At 71.0% G+C, this 19,610-nt stretch carries 14 protein-coding genes; 9 read left to right on the forward strand and 5 right to left on the reverse strand.

Translation table 11 applies throughout. The features are described 5' to 3' along the window. Position 1: 1 nt before the first annotated feature. The 3 genes from WMF46_RS07360 to WMF46_RS07370 are packed head-to-tail and all read right to left on the reverse strand — an operon-like array spanning position 2 to position 1,735. Positions 2-907 (reverse strand): hypothetical protein, encoded by a 906-nt coding sequence (locus WMF46_RS07360; RefSeq protein ID WP_437984956.1) that lies wholly within the window; start codon positions 905-907, stop codon positions 2-4. Next, on the reverse strand, positions 900-1,526 hold the full coding sequence (locus WMF46_RS07365; RefSeq protein WP_437984957.1) for an RNA polymerase sigma factor: 627 nt from the start codon (positions 1,524-1,526) through the stop codon (positions 900-902). Before WMF46_RS07365 ends, WMF46_RS07360 begins: the two co-directional genes overlap by 8 nt. Continuing rightward, the gene (locus WMF46_RS07370) at positions 1,523-1,735 is read right to left on the reverse strand and encodes a hypothetical protein (protein WP_437984958.1); all 213 of its coding nucleotides are present in this window, start codon (positions 1,733-1,735) and stop codon (positions 1,523-1,525) included. The genes WMF46_RS07365 and WMF46_RS07370 overlap by 4 nt, the downstream gene beginning before the upstream one ends. 951 nt (positions 1,736-2,686) lie before the next feature. Between WMF46_RS07370 and WMF46_RS07375 the strand changes: the two genes are divergently transcribed. The 6 genes from WMF46_RS07375 to WMF46_RS07400 all read left to right on the forward strand — a co-directional run bounded on the left by WMF46_RS07375 (position 2,687) and on the right by WMF46_RS07400 (position 11,871). Beyond that, the gene (locus WMF46_RS07375) at positions 2,687-3,205 is read left to right on the forward strand and encodes a hypothetical protein (protein WP_437907762.1); all 519 of its coding nucleotides are present in this window, start codon (positions 2,687-2,689) and stop codon (positions 3,203-3,205) included. 1,286 nt (positions 3,206-4,491) lie between these two features. Beyond that, positions 4,492-5,118: a hypothetical protein gene (locus WMF46_RS07380; RefSeq protein WP_437550540.1), complete on the forward strand. Its 627-nt coding sequence runs from the start codon at positions 4,492-4,494 to the stop codon at positions 5,116-5,118. Next, positions 5,118-6,146, forward strand: a complete 1,029-nt coding sequence (locus WMF46_RS07385; protein ID WP_437984959.1) for a hypothetical protein — start codon at positions 5,118-5,120, stop codon at positions 6,144-6,146. The genes WMF46_RS07380 and WMF46_RS07385 overlap by 1 nt, the downstream gene beginning before the upstream one ends. Before the next feature lie 167 nt (positions 6,147-6,313). Then, the gene (locus WMF46_RS07390; RefSeq protein ID WP_437984960.1) at positions 6,314-6,775 is read left to right on the forward strand and encodes a response regulator; all 462 of its coding nucleotides are present in this window, start codon (positions 6,314-6,316) and stop codon (positions 6,773-6,775) included. Positions 6,776-6,780: 5 nt separating this feature from the next. Then, complete coding sequence (locus WMF46_RS07395; RefSeq protein WP_437984961.1) at positions 6,781-9,630, forward strand: response regulator; 2,850 nt, start codon at positions 6,781-6,783, stop codon at positions 9,628-9,630. A gap of 93 nt (positions 9,631-9,723) precedes the next feature. Beyond that, positions 9,724-11,871, forward strand: coding sequence for a TonB-dependent receptor plug domain-containing protein (locus tag WMF46_RS07400; RefSeq protein ID WP_437984962.1), 2,148 nt, complete (start codon positions 9,724-9,726; stop codon positions 11,869-11,871). A 181-nt stretch (positions 11,872-12,052) separates the two neighbouring features. Here the strand turns inward: WMF46_RS07400 and WMF46_RS07405 are convergent, their stop codons facing one another. Continuing rightward, the gene (locus WMF46_RS07405) at positions 12,053-13,363 is read right to left on the reverse strand and encodes an ABC transporter substrate-binding protein (protein WP_437984963.1); all 1,311 of its coding nucleotides are present in this window, start codon (positions 13,361-13,363) and stop codon (positions 12,053-12,055) included. Positions 13,364-13,750: 387 nt separating this feature from the next. On the opposite strand from WMF46_RS07405, the gene WMF46_RS07410 reads away from it, so the two are divergent. Further along, entirely contained in the window at positions 13,751-15,451 is a 1,701-nt protein-coding gene (locus WMF46_RS07410) for a hypothetical protein (protein WP_437984964.1), read from the forward strand. 102 nt (positions 15,452-15,553) lie between these two features. Here WMF46_RS07410 and WMF46_RS07415 read toward each other — a convergent pair whose 3' ends face one another. Then, positions 15,554-16,747 (reverse strand): hypothetical protein, encoded by a 1,194-nt coding sequence (locus tag WMF46_RS07415; protein ID WP_437984965.1) that lies wholly within the window; start codon positions 16,745-16,747, stop codon positions 15,554-15,556. 453 nt (positions 16,748-17,200) lie between these two features. Here WMF46_RS07415 and WMF46_RS07420 point away from each other — a divergent pair, with 453 nt between their 5' ends. Together WMF46_RS07420 and WMF46_RS07425 are read left to right on the forward strand one after the other, a co-directional pair. Continuing rightward, a complete protein-coding gene (locus WMF46_RS07420; protein WP_437984966.1) occupies positions 17,201-18,253 on the forward strand; it encodes an FG-GAP repeat domain-containing protein in 1,053 nt (350 codons plus the stop codon). 130 nt (positions 18,254-18,383) lie between these two features. Then, a complete protein-coding gene (locus WMF46_RS07425) occupies positions 18,384-19,595 on the forward strand; it encodes a DNA polymerase IV (RefSeq protein ID WP_437984967.1) in 1,212 nt (403 codons plus the stop codon). The last annotated feature ends 15 nt before the right edge of the window (positions 19,596-19,610 follow it).

Below are 19,610 nucleotides of genomic sequence, written 5' to 3' on the forward strand. Positions count from 1 at the left end.
TCTACTCCTCCTGTTCCTCCTGTCCGCACGCGGCGCGCACGCGCGTCGCGAGCGGCGAGCCCGGGCTCTTCGCGAGCAGCCTCGCCGCGATCGCCCTGCCGGACGGCGCGCGGCCGGAGCGGCAGAGCGCGATCGCGCGCGACGCCTCGCGCTCGGTCGAGAGCACGCCCCTCGGGTACCGGCTGGCGTGCTCGTCGAGCTTCGAGAGCGCCTGCGCGAACTGGCCCGCCTGCAGCGCCTGCTGCGCGTCGCGGAGCAGCGCGATCTCCGCGTCGAGCCCCTCGGAGCCCTGCCTCGCGGCGGCCGCCGCCCGGGGCGCGCGCGACGCCGTCGCGCGCGCCGCGGCCGCCGGGGGCGCGGCGCTCGGCTCGGCGGGCGCGCCGGACGCCTCGGGAGCGTCGGCCTTGCTGGAGGCGCTCGCCTCGGTGGACGCAGGCGTCCCGTCGCTCGGGGCGCTGGAGGGCGCGGCGGCGTGCGCCGCTCGGGGCGCCTCGGCCGCGCCCGCCGCCGCCTCCTGCGCGCGTTGCGCATCGGGCGCCTCGCCCGGTGTCGGGAAGTAGAGCGCGGCCCCCGTCGCGAGGCTTACGACCAGCGCCGCCAGCCCGATCTTCATCGGGGCGCCGAGCAGCGTGATGGCCGCGCCTTTCGCGACCGCGGTGCTCGCGCCCGCGGCCATGCTCGCGGCGGCGGGGCCGACCGCGTGCGCGGCCGCGCCGACGCTCGCGGAGCCGGCGGCTCCGGCGCTCTCGGCGCTCACGGCCACGGCCGTGGCCGTGGCCGCCGTCCCTGCGAGGCCGAGCCTCGCCCACACGGCCGCGCGCGTCCGACGTCTGTCGTCGTCGGTCGGCTCGTCCTCGTCACGAAGGGCGTTCAGGAGCGCTCGCTCCCCGGTCCCCAGCTCATCCATTGCGGCCTCCTCGGATCCTGGCGTGGTGGCGGTGCACCGCGTCGGAAAACGCCTGTCGAGCGGCCCTCAGCCGCGCATACACGGTGTTGACGTTCACCCCGATGCCCCGCGCGATCTCCGCCGCCGGCATCTCTTCCAGCTCGGCGAGGAGGAGCACCACGCGCTTCTCTTCGTCGAGCGACGAGAGCAGCTCGTGCGCGACGCGCGCGGCCTCCGCCCTCGTCATGGCCTCGTAGGGGCTGAGGTTGCTCGGCCCCGCGAGCAGCTCGGGATCCACGGTCTCTCCTGTCCCGCGGTGGGCGGGGCTCTTGCGGCGCAGCGATCTCCGGTGCGTCTGCGCGACGTTCACGACGATCCCGAAGACCCACGTCTTCAGCGACGAGCGGCCCAGGAACTCCGGGAGCCGCCGGTGCACGACGACGAACACCTCCTGGCACACGTCCTCGTGCGCCGAGGCGTCCACGCCGAGCCGGCGCACGGTCCGCCAGACGAAGGGGAACATCTCCTCGTACACCTCGGCGAAGTCGAGCGGCGCGGCCTGCACGCCGGCCGCGGGGACGGCGGCCACAGCGCCGGCGGGCGGAGGCGTCGAGGGAGCGACCGCCGCGCGGGCCGTCACGGGCTGCGCTCCTCGTCGCAGGGCAGCGAGACGGTGAGCTCGCCGAGCGCGGTGAGCTCGCCGCTCGCGCCGAGCAGGTTCACGTCGGGGATCGCGTCGGTCCTTCCGGAGAACGAGGCGTGCCTGAAGACGTCGGGGTCCGATTCGAGGAGTGGAACCGCTTCTCGCATGGTCGCCGCCTGCGCTTCGAGCGACCGATCGTCGCTCATCTCCTGGATATTTCCAGTGCCGCCGCCCCCGGTCGCGTCTGGGGGGAGCGTTTCCTCCACACATGCCACGGCGAAGCGGATCCCGAGCAGGGGGCTGATACCGCAGCGGAGGGCTTGGCGAGCTCGGCGCATGGATCGAGGGGCTGGTGACCGGAGCCGCCGCGTTCCGTGAAGAAAAGTGGAGGGACGGGGGGCGACGTTCATCGGGCGGTCGTCGATGGGCTGGCGCTTTACGGCTCGCGGGCGGATCATCCGCTGCGGCGCACCGCGACCGACAGCGCGCACCTCCGCGCGCTTGACGGCCGCGAGGAGCGCATCGAGGAAGACCGGATGACACCCCCTCGCTGGCTTGCCGCGCTCGCGGCGCTCACCGTTCCATTGGCGGTCTCGGCGACGGCCTTGACCCAGGGCGACGCTCCCCTCCCGCCGCCTCCTCCTCCAGAGCCGCTCCCGTCTGCCTCCGCGCAGCCAGCACCCCCGCCATCTCCTGCGCCGACACCGGTGCAGCCAGCGCCAGCGCCAGCGCCCGCGCCCGCGCCGACACCGGTGCAGCCGGCACCCGCGCCGACACCTGTGCAGCCTGCGCCCGCGCCGACACCTGTGCAGCCTGCGCCCGCGCCGACACCGGTGCAGCCTGCACCTGCGCCCGCACCCGCGCCGATTCCGGTGCAGCCCGCGCCTGCGCCTGCGCCCGCTCCCATGCCGTTCCCTCCGCCATCTCCCACGCCGGTGCCGCCTGCGCCGCGGCCTGCGCCCGCGCCGCGGTCCGCGCCAGCGCCTGCACCGCCGCCCGCGCCGCGGTCCGCGCCAGCGCCTGCTCCGCCGCCTGCTCCGCCGCCCGCGCCGCGGGCCGCGCCGGCCGCGGCCACGCCCGCTCCGGAGCCGCCCGCGCCGGTTCCGCCCGCTCCCGAGGAGCAACCGAAGGAGCCCGAGGACGACGAGAAGGACGGGATGCGCTTTCGTTTCGGTACGACGCTCGGCGGCGGGATCATCGAGTCACCCACGGGCGCGGGGGCCGTCTTCGCGCTGTCGGGCCGGCTCGGTGTCCAGGTCAACCACTATTTCGGGATATACTACCAGAACACACCGATGGTGACGCTCACCCCCGAGAGCACCGAGAACAGCGCTGGATTCGAGGCGGGGTTCATCGACTACAACTCGGTGCTCGCGGGCTTCACGCTGTTCCACTTCCTCGATCTCGGCGCGGGACCGTCCATGGATTACGTGGCCGTCGCGACCTGCGGCGCGGAGGTCCCGGAGGGCGGCATCCCGCTCCCGAGCGCCGGCTGTGAGAGCACGGCGGCCTGGTACCCTGGCGCTCACGCGCGGGGCGCGCTGATCCTCGGCGGCCTCGCCGGGAGCGGCGCGCGCCGGAGCGGCTTCGCCATCAGCGCGGATCTCCACCCGGTGTTCCTGCCAGAGGGGACGACATTCACCTTCACGCTGGGCCTCGGCAGCGAGTGGTACTGAGACGAACGGCGCGCCGGAGCGCGGCGCGCCGCCTCGCCGGGCGAGCCGCTCCGCTCGCTCGGCGCTCCGGGCAGCGGCGGGCAGCGGTGCGCCCGTCCGCTGGCTGAGCGCCCTTCGAGTGGAACCTTCGTTCCCCAGGTCAAGAGAGTTCCTCGCAAATACGCCGGGTCGCAAGGGGGCCCTGCCTCACGACTGCGCGGCGGTCGGCGCCAGCGCCTCTGTGGCGCGCCACCCGCTGTGATCCGCGACACCCCGACCCTGCGTTCGCGGTTCGCGAGGGTTGCTGTGTGGCGACCCGATGGACTACAATCCCATTGTCGGAGCGATTGTTGGCGGGACGCCGCACCGGAGAGCTGGACGCCACGATCGTCCTGCGGCAGCGGCAAGCGACAGCAGGAGAGCGCCAGCGGCAGAGCGCCACCAAGTAGAGCGCCAGCGATAGAGCGCCAGCGGTAAGCAAGCGGTACGTAGATCGAGCGCGATGCGCGAGCTTTCGAGCTCGGTGGCAGGGAGCGAAGGCGCGCCCATGGATCCGCTGTTGTGCATGACAAGGTAAAATTACCGAGTATCACGATGCACCATCGCTCACCATGTAGGTCGACAAGGCAGGATGTGTCGCGCGAATCCGGGGCGCCATCTGTTGGTTTCTCGGAGGCGCCATCTCTTGCTTACGCTGTGCGGTGGGCATGCCGCTCCTGGGACTCGAGATCGAGCCCTGAGACCGAGGTGCGTGAGGAGCATGTCAAGCGCTCGCCTTCGTGTTTGGCGTGCTCGGCAGCGCCGGCGTGGTCGTGCTGGCCGGCTGCTGGGGGAGCGGCCGTCGGGTGTCGTCACCCTCTCCGGCGTCCCCATTTCGCCAAGCTCCGTGGGACCGCGGGGGCGCCTCCGAGGGGGCGCTTGACAAAGAGGGTTAACCATCGGCTACGCTGCCTACCCATGATGACCGGGAGGGCATGAGCCTGGTGGAAACGAGCTGCAGGCGCTCCACGGGGGCACGGCGGTCAGCGGTCGAGCGGGCCGTGGGGCACCTCGCGTGTCGGGCGCGAATCGCAACCCGCTGGGCATCATCGTGGGTGCCACGAAATAACCGCGCGGCTCCTCCGGTTCGGCACGGGGGATTTCGCTCACTCCTCAGGACCCTCGCCGAGCGCGCTTGGCCCGACAGGACCGGAGTTCCGCTTCGCCGGGGGCTCCGATCGACGCGCGCGCCGGCGGCCCTGCTCGCGGCGGCTCTGCTCATCGGTTGCTGTCTTCTGCTGCTCAGCCCGCCTATCACGGCTGGGCCCGTGGCCACGCTCTATGTGTATGCGGTGACACCGCTCCGCGCTCGCGCCCTCGAGCAGAAGATCGAGGAGTCGATGCCCGGCGTCGATGTCACCGTGTTCGGAAAGTTGAGCGACTTCAAAGCCGCGCTCGAGTCGACGCCGCCCGACGCGGCCCTCTCGCCAAAGCCGGTCCTGGCTTCGCTCAATCGGACCGCCGACATCCAGGGCATGAAGGCGGGGAGCGACGCGGAGCAGTACCTCCTGGTCTCGACGAGGGCGCTGACCAAGGAGATGCTCTCCGGTCTCAGATACGGGATCGTCGATCTGGTCGAACGGAAATCGCTCCCTAAGTTCGTAGCCGGGCTGCTGGGTGTGAGCACCGCGCCTGAGGTCCAGCGCGTCACGAAGATCGAAGATCTTCTGCAGCTGCTCCAGTTCCAGACGGCTGATGCGGTCCTCCTCCCCGAGCGATTTCGTTCTGACTTCGAGTCGAGGAGCAAGATGACGTTCACGATCCTCAGCCTCTCGACGGCGAAGGTCGGGCTGGTGGCGGTCACGTTCCTGGGCGAGCGTCAGACGCTCGAGGGCGCGATCCGGAGGCTTCCGAAACACGTGCTGGCCGATCTGGGGGTTGACGAATGGAAGTAATGTCGACGCGTCCCCTCTCTCGGCGCTCGCTGCTGTGGGCCTCCGCCCTCGCGGGGCTCGTGCTGTCCCTGAGCTGCTCGTCGGGCCCGGCCACGCCCGTGGCCAGCGACCCGGCGCCGACGCTCACGCCGCCGCCTCCGGACGCGAGGCCGGTCATCTCCGTCATCGCCCCCTCGGATCCGCAGCTCGACGACATGCTGAAATCGCTCCGCGTCGAGCTGTCCGGGGAACACCGCGTCATCATCTCGCTGCTGCGCGGCGAGGCGTCGAGCCCCGATCTCGTGGCGCAGATCGTCGCCCGCGATCGCCCGCAGGCGGTGGTGCTTGTCAACAACTCGACCGTGCTCCTGTATCGCGAGTGGGCGCGCACCGTCCCGACCTCGCCGGTCGCGCTGATCCTGATGGCGTCCTTCGCCGAGGAGCTCCAGCGCACCGTCCCCAACTCGGTCGCCATCTCCTACGAGGTGCCGGCGGTCACGGCCATGGTGGGCCTGCGCACGCTGGGCCTCGACGCTCATCGGGTCGGCGTCGTCTACCGCCAGGGCTTCGCGGATCACATCGCGCGACAAGAATCGCTCATGCACGTCGAGAAGCTGACCTTCGTCAAGGAAGAGCTCTCGAACAAGCCGCGCGTGCAGGACCTCCGCGCCGCGCTGGTGAACCTCCAGCGGGCGAAGGTCGACGCGATCTGGCTGCCGAACGACAATGGCCTCCTGAGCCCGAGGTTCTTGACCAACGTCTGGCTGCCCTACGTGGACCGGCTCGGCGCGCCGGTGGTCGTGGCCGTGCGTTCGCTCGTGAACGAGCACGCGGAGTTCGGGACGTTCGCTGCCATCCCCGACACCCAGGCGCTCGCGGTGCAAGCCGCGGATGTCCTCTACGAGCTCGCGGACGCCGACTGGAAGCTCCGGTCGTCGGGCGTCCGCCTGCCCATCTCGGTGAAACGCCTGGTCGACGTGAGGCTCGCACGGCGCTTCGGGCTGAATTCCAGTCAGTTCGGCCAGGTTGACTTTCTCATCGGTAGGTGAGCGCGTATCGGGGGGAATGGAGGCGCCGTGCGATTACCTTTCCAACCGGGCACATGGTCACGATGCGACGGGCCAGCTCGAACCATCGAGCTCCCGGGCTCGCCCGCCATCTGCTCGTCGCGTGGAGAGCGTCGCGCGCGTAGCTGCCGCCCCTGGAGCGCGCCGTCATGATCCGGGTGCTCGTGATCGATGACGACGAGATCGCTCGCGAGGCGATGCGCGCCGTCCTGGTCAGGGCCGGCTTCGATGTGGTCGAGCTCGCCACGCCCATCGGCGCGACGGCGGTCATCAAGCGAGACAAGATCTCCGTGGTCGCGCTCGACATCAACATGCCGACCATCAACGGCGACAAGCTGGCGAAGCTGCTCCGGGACAACGCGCAGCTCTCGAACCTGGGTATCGTCCTCGTCTCCAGCTGTGATATCGACAAGCTGAGCGCGATCGGCGAGAAGGTCGGCGCCGACGGCATCGTCTCGAAAGCGAAGCTGCACGTCGCGCTGGCGCCGGCGGTCGAGCGCGCGGTGGCCTCGCGCGCCGGGAAGACCAGCCCGCCGCCGCCTTCGTCTGCGGGGTCTTCTGCGGCGTCGTCCTCCTCTAACCCGCCGCCCTCGATGAGGCGTCCAAAGTAGAGTGCATGGCAACCCCGAACACCCACGGCTCGCTCCGCATCAAGCTGCTGCGCCTGATCCTGGGGGCGCTGCTGCTGCTCGGGGGCACCACGCTGCTCGCGAGCGGCGCGCTCATCTATTCGACGGATCGTGCGGTCCAGGCCAAGCGTGAGCAGGAGCTCCTGAGCGGCCTGGAAGAGAAGGCGCGCCTGCTCGGCTTCAACCAGGCGCTGGCCCTGCGCAGCCTGGTGGCGGACAACCTCTTCGGGGATGTCAAGGCGCTCATTCACCAGACCGTCTCGGAGAACAACGACATCGCCTACGGGGTGTTCTTCGACGCGGAGAACCGGGTCTGGGCGGCGAGCGGCCTGGCCCGGGCGCCCGCCTCGAAGGACCCGCCCGGCCCGGCGGCGCCGAACTACACAGCGGCGGACCTGGAGTCCCTCGGGATCAGCACAGCGCACCAGTCCCGGCTCGTGCTGCGGCGGCGGCAGAACCCCCTGGGCGGGGAGGACGTCCTCGAGGTCGCGGCCCCGGTCATCTCGGAGGGGGCCCACGCCGGGAGCGTGATCTACGGCATCAGCACGAGGAGCGTCGTCGAGCGCATGGTCCAGGCCCGGGACCTCGCCGCGAACCGGCTCGTGACCACGCTCGGCCTGATCGTGGCGCTGATCCTCGGCAGCGGGGCGGCCAGCTATTTCCTCGTCAAGCGGGTCGCCGTCCACATCACCGAGCCGCTGCTCGCGCTGCGCACGGCGGCGGGGGCCATCGCCACCGGGCTCCGATCGAGCGCGCCGCCGACCGAATCGCCCATCGTGGATCGGAAGAAGTGGGAGCGCGTGCAGATCACGAGCGGCGACGAGCTCGAGCTGCTCGGATCGGCCTTCAACAGCATGGTCGAGGCGAACGAGCAGGCGTTCGAGGAGCTGCGCGTGAAGACCGAGCAGGCGCTCGAGGCGTCGCGGATGAAGAGCGAGTTCCTCGCCAACATGAGCCACGAGATCCGGACGCCGATGAACGGGATCCTCGGGGTCATCCGGCTCATGCAGAACCAGTCGCTCGACGGCAAGATGCGGCGTTACGTGGAGACCGTCGACGCCTCCGCCAACACGTTGATGTCGATCATCAACGACGTGCTCGACTTCTCGAAGCTCGAGGCCGGCAAGTACGTGGCGCAGCACGTCTCCTACGATCTGCGCCTCGTCATCCAGGAGGTCGCGGAGCTGATGGCGAGCCAGGCGCACGAGAAGGGCCTCGAGCTCGTGTACCGCGTCGAGCGCCGCGTCCCCACGGGCATCGTGGGCGATCCCGACCGGTTCCGCCAGGTGCTCACCAACCTGGTCGGCAACGCGATCAAGTTCACCGAGCGCGGAGAGGTGCTGATCGACGCCTCGATCTCTCAGCAGGACAAGGCCACGGCGCTCATCAAGCTCTCCGTTGTGGACACCGGCCCCGGCATCGCGCCCGACGACCAGAAGAAGCTCTTCGCGGCCTTCTCGCAGGTGGACGGCTCGCTGGTCCGCAAGCACGGCGGCACGGGCCTCGGGCTCGCGATCAGCAAGCGCCTCGTCGAGGTCATGGGCGGCGAGGTCGGCCTCGACAGCACGCCGGGGCAGGGCAGCCGGTTCTGGTTCACGATCAGGGTCGGCGTCACCGCCGGAGGCGAGCAGATCCGCTCCGCCGAGTGGGCGAGCGGGCGCCGCGCGCTCGTGGTGGAGAACAGCAGGAGCTGGCGCGACGTCGTGGTGGAGCACCTGGTGGCCTGGGGCTTCGACGCCGAGTCCGCGGCCTCCGGCAGGGACGCGATCAACCGGCTCGAGCTCGCGGTGCTGGAGAAGCGGCCGTTCAGCGCCGCCGTCGTCGGTGTCCAGATGGACGATCTCGGCCTCGAGGAGTTCCTCAGGACGATCCAGTCGGTCCCGGCGCTGCAGACGTTGCCCGTGGTGGCGCTCTATCACATGGGATCGAGCGTGACGTTGAGCGGGATGGACTCCAGCATGGTCACGCAGCTCCCCAAGCCGCTCCGCGTCTCCGAGCTGTACAACACGCTGCAGAGCGCGCTCACGGGCGCCTCGACCCCGCCGCCTAGCAAGCCGGGCGTGGAGCCGGGTAAGATCGCGAGCAAGCTCCCCGTGCTGGTCGTCGATGACAACGAGATCAACCGCTACGTGGCGATGGAGCAGGTCGAGCAGCTGGGCCTGCGCGTGGAGACCGCGTGCAACGGCCAGGAGGCTCTCGAGTGCGTCAAGCGAAAGCGGTATGTCGCCGTGCTCATGGATTGCCAGATGCCCGTGATGGACGGGTACACCGCCACCCAGGAGATCCGCGCCTGGGAGCGCTCGCGGAATCGCCACACGGTGATCATCGCGCTGACGGCGCACGCGCTCGTCGGCGAGCGGGACCGGGTGCTCGCGGCGGGGATGGACGATTATCTGGCCAAGCCGGTACGCCCTCAATCTCTGCAGAAGACCCTGTGGCGGCACGTGGTCCTGAGCCGGGACGAGCCGGCGTCGTCGCGGTCTCCCTCCGCCCCCGAGCTGGAGGCGGCGCGCGCGCCGGTGCTCGACCCGGAGGTCCCGCGCTCGCGGAAGCTGATCGAGCTCGTCCTCAAGAACGTGCCGGCGCAGCTCGATGGCCTGGAGGCGGTCATCCGGAGCGCCGTGGCTGCAGAGATCAAGGCGCACGCTCACAAGCTGAAGGGCAGCATGCTCTCGATCGGCGCGGCGCGCGTCGCGGAGCTGGCGGAGAAGATGCAGCTCGCCGCGGGTCAAGGCGAGCTGCCGCAGGCGGGCGACCTCACGCGGCTACGTGACGAGTTCGACTCCGTGAGCGCTGCCCTGAAGGAGGAGCTCGCCGCGACCGCCAAGGCGACGTGACGATCGCGCCGAATCGATGATGGACGAATGTCTGGAGCCCACTGAACCCGCATGATGCTTGCCTCACTCGAAACCCGGTGGATGGTTGCGCTGGTGATCGCTTCGATCCCCGGTCTCGCATGGGCCCAGCCGACGACCGCGACGGCGCCGGGAGCGCCGAAGGCGGTGGGGGGTGAGCGCCGGAACGACGCGCTCGAGGACGTCGACCTCTTGAGGCTGCTCGACGTCGAGGTGTCCACCGCCACCAAGACGCTGGAGACCCTCGACGACGCGCCCGCCATCATGACGGCGATCACCGCCGAAGAGATCCAGCGCTGGGGATACACCAGCGTCGGCGAGGTGCTGGAGCACGTCGTCGGGTTCTATCTCATCGACGACCACATCCTGCCGAACGCCGGCGTGCAGGGGATGACGGGCGGGCTGGGGGCCGAGAGCGGCGGGATCAAGGTGATGATCAACGGTCGATCGGCGGCGTTCCGGACCACCAGCGGCAACTGGCTGGGCACGGAGCTGATCCCGCTGTCGTCCATCAAGCAGATCGAGATCGTCCGCGGTCCGGCGTCGGCGCTCTATGGCGCCGATGCGTTCCTCGGGGTCGTCAACATCATCACCCTCGATCCGGAGGACATTCCCTTCGTCGACGGCACGGTGCAAGTCGGCGTGACGAGGGACCACCCGCGCGGCCGTTTCGACCTCGTGGGCGGCATGTTCACCGATCGCTTCGAGATGATGCTGACGGCCGCGGGGGAGCTCGACGATCGAAGCGGCCTGGAGATGCCTACCCAGTCCCCGCTTCCACGCATCCCGCCCTACAACGCGGGGCGCCTGGACGCCCAGAACCTCGAGCGTTTGTCGGGGGTCGTCGGGGCGCGCATCGGGTATCGCCATCCCGAGCGTGGGCACCACCTCAGGCTCAGCGCGTACTGGTCAGGCCTCCGGCGCGGCGGGGATTTCGCGCAATGGGCCCAGCTCACCGGCGGGACGGACGACGAGGGGAACCGTGTCGGCACGGTGGTCAGCCTCCAGCAGCGTCGCGTGGCGATCGACGGGCTTTACCAGCTGAACCGGGAGCTCGCGTTCGCGGTGCAAGGGATGTACTTCCAGGGCGGCGTCCTGCCGGACGACCGCGTCGACCTCGCCGGCGGCTGGTACTACATCGAGCGGCGCATGGCGTATCGCGGCGTGGACGCGAGCGTCGAGGCCCGGTGGATGCCGTGGGACCGATTCAACCTGATATTGAATCTGGAGTCCGTCTACGACAAGGAGGACCTGCCGTCCTTCCGCCGGGTCACCAAGGAAACGGGGCAGTCCTTCGGCTCGCCGGAGCGGGAGCAGCAATCGGCCGAGCTTGTCGACATCGGGGCGCTCCTTAGCGCCAACCTCAAGGTGCTCGATCCGTGGCTGAAGGTCACGGGCGGGCTCCGCTACGATCACCACAGCAAGTATGGCAATCAGCTGACCGGTCGGTTCGGGGCGACCTCGCACCTGGGAAAGACGGTCGTGGCCAAGCTGCTGTACGGCAGCGCCTTCAAGGCGCCGTCCCCGTATCTGCTCTTCGCCGAGCCCCTCGTGCCGGGCGACGTGATCGGGAACGAGCGCCTGTCGCCTCAGCTCATCCACACCGTGGACGCGGAGCTGACGTGGAGGCCTGCTGTCTGGGCCTCGGCGAGCACGGGGGTGTCGTACAGCCTCTTGAACGACAAGGCAGAGTTCGTCCCGCGGGGCATCAACAAGACGGCGCTGAACATCGCCAGCCAGAAGTCCTTGATCTGGGCGACCCGCGCCGAGCTGCGGCACGGCGACGCCTTCGGGGGCTACGGGTCGTTCGAGACCGTGCATTCCACCCGGGACTCCGGCCAGGTGGGGTACCAGGCGGATCTGGTCGGCTCGTCGATGGTCGCGTACCCGCGCTGGATCGCCCGCGCCGGCGCCTATGTGAAGCTGCCGTCGCCGAGCTCCGTGCCGCTGGAGCTCTCGACGCAAGGGATCCTCGTCGGGCCCCGGCAGTCCGCGGAGGCGAGCACCCTGGAGGCCGGCGGCGCGTTCGAGCTGCCCACGTACCTCAGGTGGAACGCCAGCCTGGTCGCGCGCAACCTGTGGATCATCCCGGGGCACGAGACGACCCTGGCCGTGCGCGCCAAGAACATCCTCGGCACCTTCGGCCCGGATCCCGGCTTCTCGGGCTTCGAGTACCCGCTCGCGCCGCGCGAGATCTTCTTCGAGCTACGACACCGCTACTGAGCGACGGTCACCCGCTTCGGATACGGGCCCACCTCGGCGTTTTCGGTGCTCAGCGCACCGGAGTGCGCTTGCGCGCCGAAAACGCCGATCTGGGCCCGTCTCCTGTGCGGGAGACCGCCGCTCTGCGACGCTCGTACCAGGCTCAGCTGAAAACCGCTCCAATAAGCTGCAGCGCTCTATATCACTGCTGGACCACACACTTGGCGTCGAAGGGGTCGAGATCGCGGAACTTGTCGCCTTCGATGGTCCACGTTTGCATGATGTGATTCTGGCTCGCCCCGTAGGAGTCGAACTCGTATTCGGCGGCTGCGCCGATGTAGCGGAGCGGGGTCCCCGCGCGGAGCCTGGCCATCGCGGTGCTCAGATCCCACCACAAGGCGACGTCGTTCTTGGGGTCGTTGAGCTCGAGGATCTTCTGCCGCAGCTCATGTCCGGACGTGATGATCTGCCCGGTGGTCGCGTAGCCGTACACGAGGCCCATCGCGATGAGGACGACGCCGTCGTAATAGAAGTGCGCTGCGGGGAACGGCACCTCGCGGTTCCACCGGCGGGAGAAGTGATAGGTGAAGGCGGTGGTGTTCCAGTTCGTGCAATCGAGCTTCTCCCCGGTTTCGTCCTTGGGGGTGCACTCGCTCCGCAGGCTGAGGGAGGGCGAGATCCCGTAGGAGTCATCGAGCGCGCCTTGAGGGATGTTGGAGAGGAACACCTGGGTGTGCAACGCAGGCCCGAGGAGCCACCTGCCCGGACGCCCGTGGACGGTCCATTCGGTCACGATGGTCGAGGCGGCGGCGGGATAGGCGGCCAGCAGCGTGCGGCCGGCCGGCGCCCGCTCCGTGTCGTCGTCCAGGTAGAAGGCGGCTTTGATCTTGTCCTTGTACGTCTGTGCGCCCGGCTTGAACGTCACCGAGGGGAGGATCCTGCCCTGGAGCGCCGCGAAATGGGACGTGAACTCGGTGCTGACGGCTGTGTTGTAGTCGTCCCGCGCGGAGAGGCTGTTGGCGGTGCGGACACCCTCGCTAACGATGTATTTCGCGAGCGCGCAGCCGATGCCGAGCGGGGAAGGGGCGAGCCTCATCCTGCCGCCGTCGTCCTCACGGCGCGCGATGGAGGGCGCGGCATAACCCGTCAGCATGTGGAGGATGTCCTCCTTCTTCACCTCGATCGCGATGTCGCGGGCGAGCTCGTTCTCTTCGGGCCCTACCAGGTAACGGACATCATCCGTGTAGATCAGCGAGAGCAGCTGGTCGAGCCCGCGGTCCGGGTTCGAGTGGCTGTCTCGGCTCACGACGTCGAACGGCCTCCCTTCGAGCCCGCCCGCGGCGTTCAGGTCTTGGACCGCGAGCAACATGGCTTGCTCGAGGTTGCGGCCGATGGCCGACTCGCCCCCGGAGAAGGGGAGGAGGGCCCCAATTCTGATGGCGTTCTCGGGCTCATCGGGCTCATCGGGCGCCGTCGACGAGCAGGACGTCGAGAGCAGGGACGCGAGTCCCACAATCAGCCCGGTCTCCATACAGCGCATGCGTCGCCTGCGAGCACCCAGCCACGCGCCGGCTCGATGGAGGCAGTCCCGAACGGTAGGCATCCCAGTGTACATGGTTGTCCTTCGAGACGATGACATCGCATTGAGGACGGAGCTGTCAAGGGCCGTGGGTGCGATGCGCATCACAAGGTTTGCTGTTTGCGTTCTGCGATCGATGCCCGTCGAACGCGGCTGTCGGGCCGTGGTGAGAGCGTGACCGGGAGAGAGACCCCGGGTCGGGCGCCGGCCGCGGCGTCGTGCCGTCGCCGGCGCCCGGGTTGCGCCCCCGCTCGGATTGTGATGGACGCCCGCCGCTCCTCCGCGAAACCTTTGCGGACCGCCCGTGTCCAAGGAGACGTGATGCCCTCCCACCTTCGCTCGCACTTCGCCTTCAACGCCCTCGCCGCCGCGATCGGGCTCTCCCTCGCGGCCTGCGCCGGGGCGCCTCCGCCCGCGCCGAACGCGCCGGTTTCGCCGGGCGACGGCCGCCCGGCGACCCCGCCGCCGGCGCCGCTCCCGGAGGAAGAGGCCTTCGCCGTCCACGGCACGCTCAAGGACGAGTGGCTCCCGATCCTGAAGCCGGCGCCCTTCGACCCGAAGACCGCGCTGGTCCCCCCGGCGCCGGCCGGCGTGCCCGCCGCGCCGCGCGCGTGCGAGGCGTTCGTGCGGCGCGCCGCCGTCGCGCCAGCGCAGCCCTGCGGCGACGCGCAGGGCGCGATCGAGGCGCTCGACGCCGCGCTCGCCGAGGACGACGCGGCGAAGCGCGACGCGCGGCTCGCGGGCGTCGAGGCGTGCGCGGGCCTCGAGGCGGGCCTCGCGCGCGCGCTCCGGGCCGAGCTCGCGCCCATCACCTGCGGCGACGCCATCGCCGCGCCGCTCCTCGAAGCGCCGCCCGCCGCGCTCCGGGGCGACCTCTACCAGGTGCTGCTCGGCCTGACGCTCTCCGCCCGGCTCGCGCGCACCGCGACCGAGCCGCCCACGCTGCGGCCGCCCTACGATGTCCAGCGCGTCCTCGCGTTCACCAAGGGGCCGCTCTTCGCGTGGGTGACGGAGCAGGCCCGGGCGATCGAGGATCTCGGGCGGCGCGGCGTCGAGCTTCCGTTCTACGCGAAGGGCATCGTCGCCGTGGAGTCCGGGCGGGCCGACATGCGGCTCGTCGAGGCGGTCCGGTCCGCGCCGCTGCCGGACGCCATGCGGAAGGACGCGGAGCTCGCCAACGTCTATTACGGCGAGCTCGATCAGCTGCTCGATCCCTGGAAGGCCCGCGGCCGTGACGCCGCGCTCGTCGGCCTGCGCGAGCTCTCGTCGGTCGGCGTGCTCCGCGACGCCCGCGTCGACGGCGCGCGCGAGATGCTCTCCCGCCTCTACGGCGGCCGGCGCGTCGACGCGCTGGACGCGCTGGAGCTGCCGCCGCCCGCAGCGGGCGCCGCCCCCTCGTCGGCCGTCGAGCGGCTCGCGGCCCGGTTGCCGACGTACTACGCGGGCCGCCTGATCGCGCCCGAGGCGGCGGCGCGGCCCGAGCTCCTGCGCGTCCTGCTCGGCCGGGGCGTCCCGCTCCAGCACCGCGCGGCGCTGCGCACCGCGCAGCTCTCGCCCGAGTCGAGGCTCCTCTACGCGAGGGCGCGGCTCGAGCTCGGGCGGCTTTACTGGCGGGCCGTGGACTTCGATCAGGCGACCGCGCTGCTCGCGGCGTGGCCCAAGGACACCCCGCGCCCCGCCGAGGCGACGGCGCTGCTCGCTGTCGCGCTCGGCCTGCGCAACGGCCCCGAGGACGCGGCGCTCATGATGCGGCGGGCGCCGCTCGCGGGGCTCGGCCTGGGCGAGCTCGCCGCGCTCGACTGGGTGGCCCGCGCGAAGCCCGCCTCGGCGTACGCGGGCATCGCGGCGTACGACGCGGCGCTCATCAAGCAGCTCGCCGCCCCGCAGGGCGCGGAGGCGAGCTACTGGTCCGACGTGGCGGCGCGCTTCCGTGAGGCGCAGGCGCTCCTGACGGGGCCGCTCGCGAAGGCGGCGGAGGAGAGGGCGCGGGCGGCCGACGAGATCGCGCGGGCGGCGCGGTAGGGGCGGCGCGCTGGGCTGCGCGCCGCATCGTCCAGGTAGGCTGCTTTGCGAGTCCCCGCCGGTGCCGGCCGCCCTACGTGAAGCGCCGGCGCTGCCAGCGGTCTACGGATCGATGATCCAAGGACCACCCGCGCCGCCCGCGCCGTCGTTGGCGCCGGCGCCGCCCGCGCCGTCGCCGCCGGCGCCGTCGCGGCCACCGGCGCCGGATCCCGAATCGCCAGGGCCGCCAGCGCCGGCTCCCGTGCCCGTGCCGCCGGTGGCCGCGGCGGTGGCCGCGACGCCGGTCGTCCCGGCGCCGCTGGCCTCCCCTTCATCGGGGGGCGTCGAGCCGTTGCCCGCACCGCCGTTGCCGCCGCCGGGATCCACGTACGGGCCCGGGTCGATCAGACCGCCGCCGATCGCGGCCAGATCATAGATGAGGTCGGTATCGAAATAGATACCGATCGGCCTGTAGGCGATGCCAGAGCCCACGACGACGGTCTCCGCTGCATGGGTCTCCCAGTTCCAGCCGGTGGTGCTGACGATATCCCATGTGTATTGCTGGTAGACCGGATAGGCCGAGACCCGCGCGAGCGCGGCCGTGGGCACGAACAGGACCGAGGTCGCGTCGAGGCCGACGCTCGCGCTCACGTCGAACCCGACCGCCTTGGTGATCTGGTCGTCCGACGGCACGCAGTCATCCAGCGGGCCCGGTGTGGGCTGGGCGCCCGGGGACGTGTCGCCGCCCGGCGTGGCCGAGGTCGGCTGAGGACCCCAGGTGCCGCCGCCCGGCATGCCCGGCGCGGGCTGATAGCTCCAGCCGCCGCCGCTGCCCGGCATCCCCGTCGAGGGCTGAGGGCCCCAGGTGCCGGTGCCGCCGGCGCCGCCCGGGAAGGGCTGGAAGACCCCGAACGGGTCCTCCTCCGCGAGCGCCGGGAAGGGCCAGAGGTTGTTGGGCGCGCGACTGGCCCGTGTGCGCTCCGCCGCCTGGGGCGGCCGGGGCGTGACGGTGCTCAGCACGCGCACCGCCGGCGAGACGCTCGCTGACACGGAGACGCTGAGGGTCCGCGGGCCGAACCCCTCCGCCACGCGGAGCAGGTGGGCGGCGTCCTCCCAGTGGAACGTCTCCGGTAGAACGAGGACGTTCGTGATCGTCTGACCAAAACACAGGGCCTGCCGGGCCTCGCCGACCCCGGCCCGTACGCCGCTGTCCGCGCGCTCGGGCACCTCGGACGCCTCGCGCGGGCTCACGCAAGTGGTGGATGGAACGAGCAGCATCGCCGTGGCGAGCACGCGCTTCACGTCAGGAACGAACATGTTCACTCCCCTGGGTTGCGATCAGAGCAGCGAAGAGACGGAGCCACTCGGGCGTGGAGAGCGCCGAGGAGCCGATCGTCGCCTTCCGCGTCCCGGTGTCCCGGGAGGCCTCTTCTTCCGACTCCGGGGCGGCGGCGGCCAGAGTGCAGCGAGCCCGTGAGCGCCGTGAGCTCGGGAGTCCTCCGTGAGACCAGCTCGATGAGCATAGAAGTCCTATGGGGCGACGCTCCCTGCAAGAAGCGTGGAGTGGAGCGCGCTCCCCTGTGCGCGCCGCGGCGGCGTCCACGGCGCGAACACTCCCGGCGCAAACGCCGGTCTCGGATGGACTGGCGCTTGCCGTCCCAGGAGGCGCGTGAGCGGCGTGCCCACGGGCGAGGTCGCGCATCCCCCCAGGATCGGCGGCCGTGCCGCGCGCGCGGCGCAAGAGAGGCGAGCGTGACGAGTCCTGTGGTCGTGACCAAGTATCTGTGTGCCGCCGCTGCGATTCACGCCGTGCTCGGCTGCGCGGCCGGCGTCGACCTGCTCGACGAGGGCGGATCCGCGGCGGCCGCGACGCCCTCCCTCGGGGTCGCAGAACAGCGGGCCAGCACCTACGGGTGGCGGGTCATCGAGGTGATCGACTACAATTTCGACGGAAAGCAGGATGTGCTCTGGATCGACCCCGAGCGCAGCCTCATGGCCGTATGGTTCATGGACGGAGTCCAGCTGCTCACGCCGGGCCCGATCCTTCGCGGGCCGGCCGGCAAAGGCTGGGTCGCCATAGGGCACGACTTCAACCTCGACGGCCTGGCGGACGTGCTCTGGCGTCACGATGAGCGGGACCTGATAACGATCTGGCTGACGGACGGAGGCCGGCCGTTCGCGCAGGGCCCGATGCTCCCGGGGCCGCGAGGCGGAGGCTGGGTGATCCGGCCGAACGACTTCAACCGCAACCTCGCCTCGGATGTGCTCTTTTACAACGAGGAGCAGAACCTGATGACGGTGTGGCTGCTGGACGGCGTCCAGCTGCTCGCGCCGGGGCCATTCATCCCGGGGCCCGGCGGCGACTGGGAGATCGGCCCCGTGCCCGACTTCAACTTCGATCGCATCGCGGATGTGATCTGGAACGACGAGGTGCACAATTTGATGACGGTGTGGCTGATGAGCAACACGGAGGTCATCGGACGGGGGCCGGTGATCCCCGGGCCGAGCGGCGATGGATGGGACATCCTCTGGGCGGCCGACTTCAACGCTGACGGCATGTCGGACGTGCTCTGGAGCAACGAGGAGAGGGGCCTCGTGGCGATCTGGCTGATGAACGGCGTCGAGCTCCTCGACGCGGGGCCGGTGATCCCCGGGCCGATCGGCGGCGGCTGGACAGCGGTCGCCGCCGGCGACGTCAACGCCGATCTGATGTCGGATGTGGTGTGGCAACGCCTGGGGACGAGCCAGATAGCGGTGTGGTTGATGAACGGCACCCACGTCCTCTCGCCAGGGCCGGTGATCCTGGGCCCCCCCGGCGGCTGACCCGACCCGGGCGGCTCGCGGCGCGCGCCGGCGGTTGACCTGCCCGCCCGTGTGCCCGGGTGGAACGAGATGGATCCGGACACCGGCGGTTGATCCCGGCGCGCTCCTCGGGTGCGATCGGCGCCCCGCGATGCGACAGATCCTCCACATCGACATGGACGCGTTCTTCGCGTCGGTCGAGCAGCTCGACGACCCGTCGCTGCGAGGCCGCCCCGTCCTGGTGGGCGGCGCCTCCCGGCGGGGCGTCGTCGCGGCCGCGTCGTACGAGGCGCGCGCCTCGGGCGCCCGCTCAGCGATGCCGATGGTCGAGGCGCTCCGCCGCTGCCCGCAGGCGATCGTCGTGCCGGTGCGGCACGCCCGCTACGCCGAGGTGAGCGCGCAGGTCTTCGCGATCTTCCGCCGCTTCACGCCGCTCGTGGAGGGGCTGTCGCTCGACGAGGCGTTCCTCGACGTGACCGCGAGCCGCGCGCTCTTCGGCGACGGCGAGGCGATCGCGGCGCAGATCAAGCGCGCGATCCGCGACGAGACCGGGCTCACGGCCTCCGCGGGCGTCGCGCCCTGCAAGTTCGCCGCGAAGATCGCGAGCGATCTGCGAAAGCCCGACGGCCTCGTCGTGGTCCCCGCCGACGTCGCCGCCTTCCTCGCGCCGCTGCCGCTCGAGCGCATGTGGGGCGTGGGCCCGCGCGCGGCCGAGCGGCTGCGCGCGGCGGGGCTCGCGACCATCGGCGATCTCGCGCGCTGCCCCGCGCCGCGCCTCCAGGAGCTGCTCGGCCCCGCGTGGGGCGAGCACGTGCGGCTGCTCGCCGCGGGCGTCGACGAGCGCGCGGTCGTCCCGGGCCGCGCGGCGGAGTCGATCGGCGCGGAGGAGACCGTGGAGGAGGACCTCCGGGGCAGGGAGCCGATCGAGCGCTGGCTGCTCGATCTGTCGGGCCGCGTGGCGCGGCGCCTGCTCAAGGCGGGCCTGTCCTGCCGCGCGGTGGTGGTGAAGCTCAAGTACTCGGACTTCACGCTGCGGACGCGCCAGACGACGCTGTCCGAGCCGGTCAGCGACACGGACTCGATCTACACCTGCGCGAAGGGGCTGCTCTCGCGCTTCGATCTCTCGCGGCCCGTGCGGCTCGTCGGCGTCGCCGCGAGCGACCTGACGAGCGAGACCGGCGGTCCGACGCTGAGCCTGTTCCCTGTCGCCTCCGAGCGCCGCCGGCGCCTCGAGGGCGTCGTGGCGGAGGTGGCCGAGCGCTTCGGTGGGATGGGGCTCACCCGCGCGGCGCTGCTGGAGCCCCCGCCCTCGGGCCGCGCGGCGTCGCGCGCGGCCCCGGGTGAGCGCGAGAAGAAGAAATAGACAGTCGCGAGCTCG

The organism is Sorangium sp. So ce117, from assembly GCF_051524395.1.
In the GTDB taxonomy this organism is placed as follows: Bacteria; Myxococcota_A; Polyangia; order Polyangiales; family Polyangiaceae; genus Sorangium; species Sorangium cellulosum_B.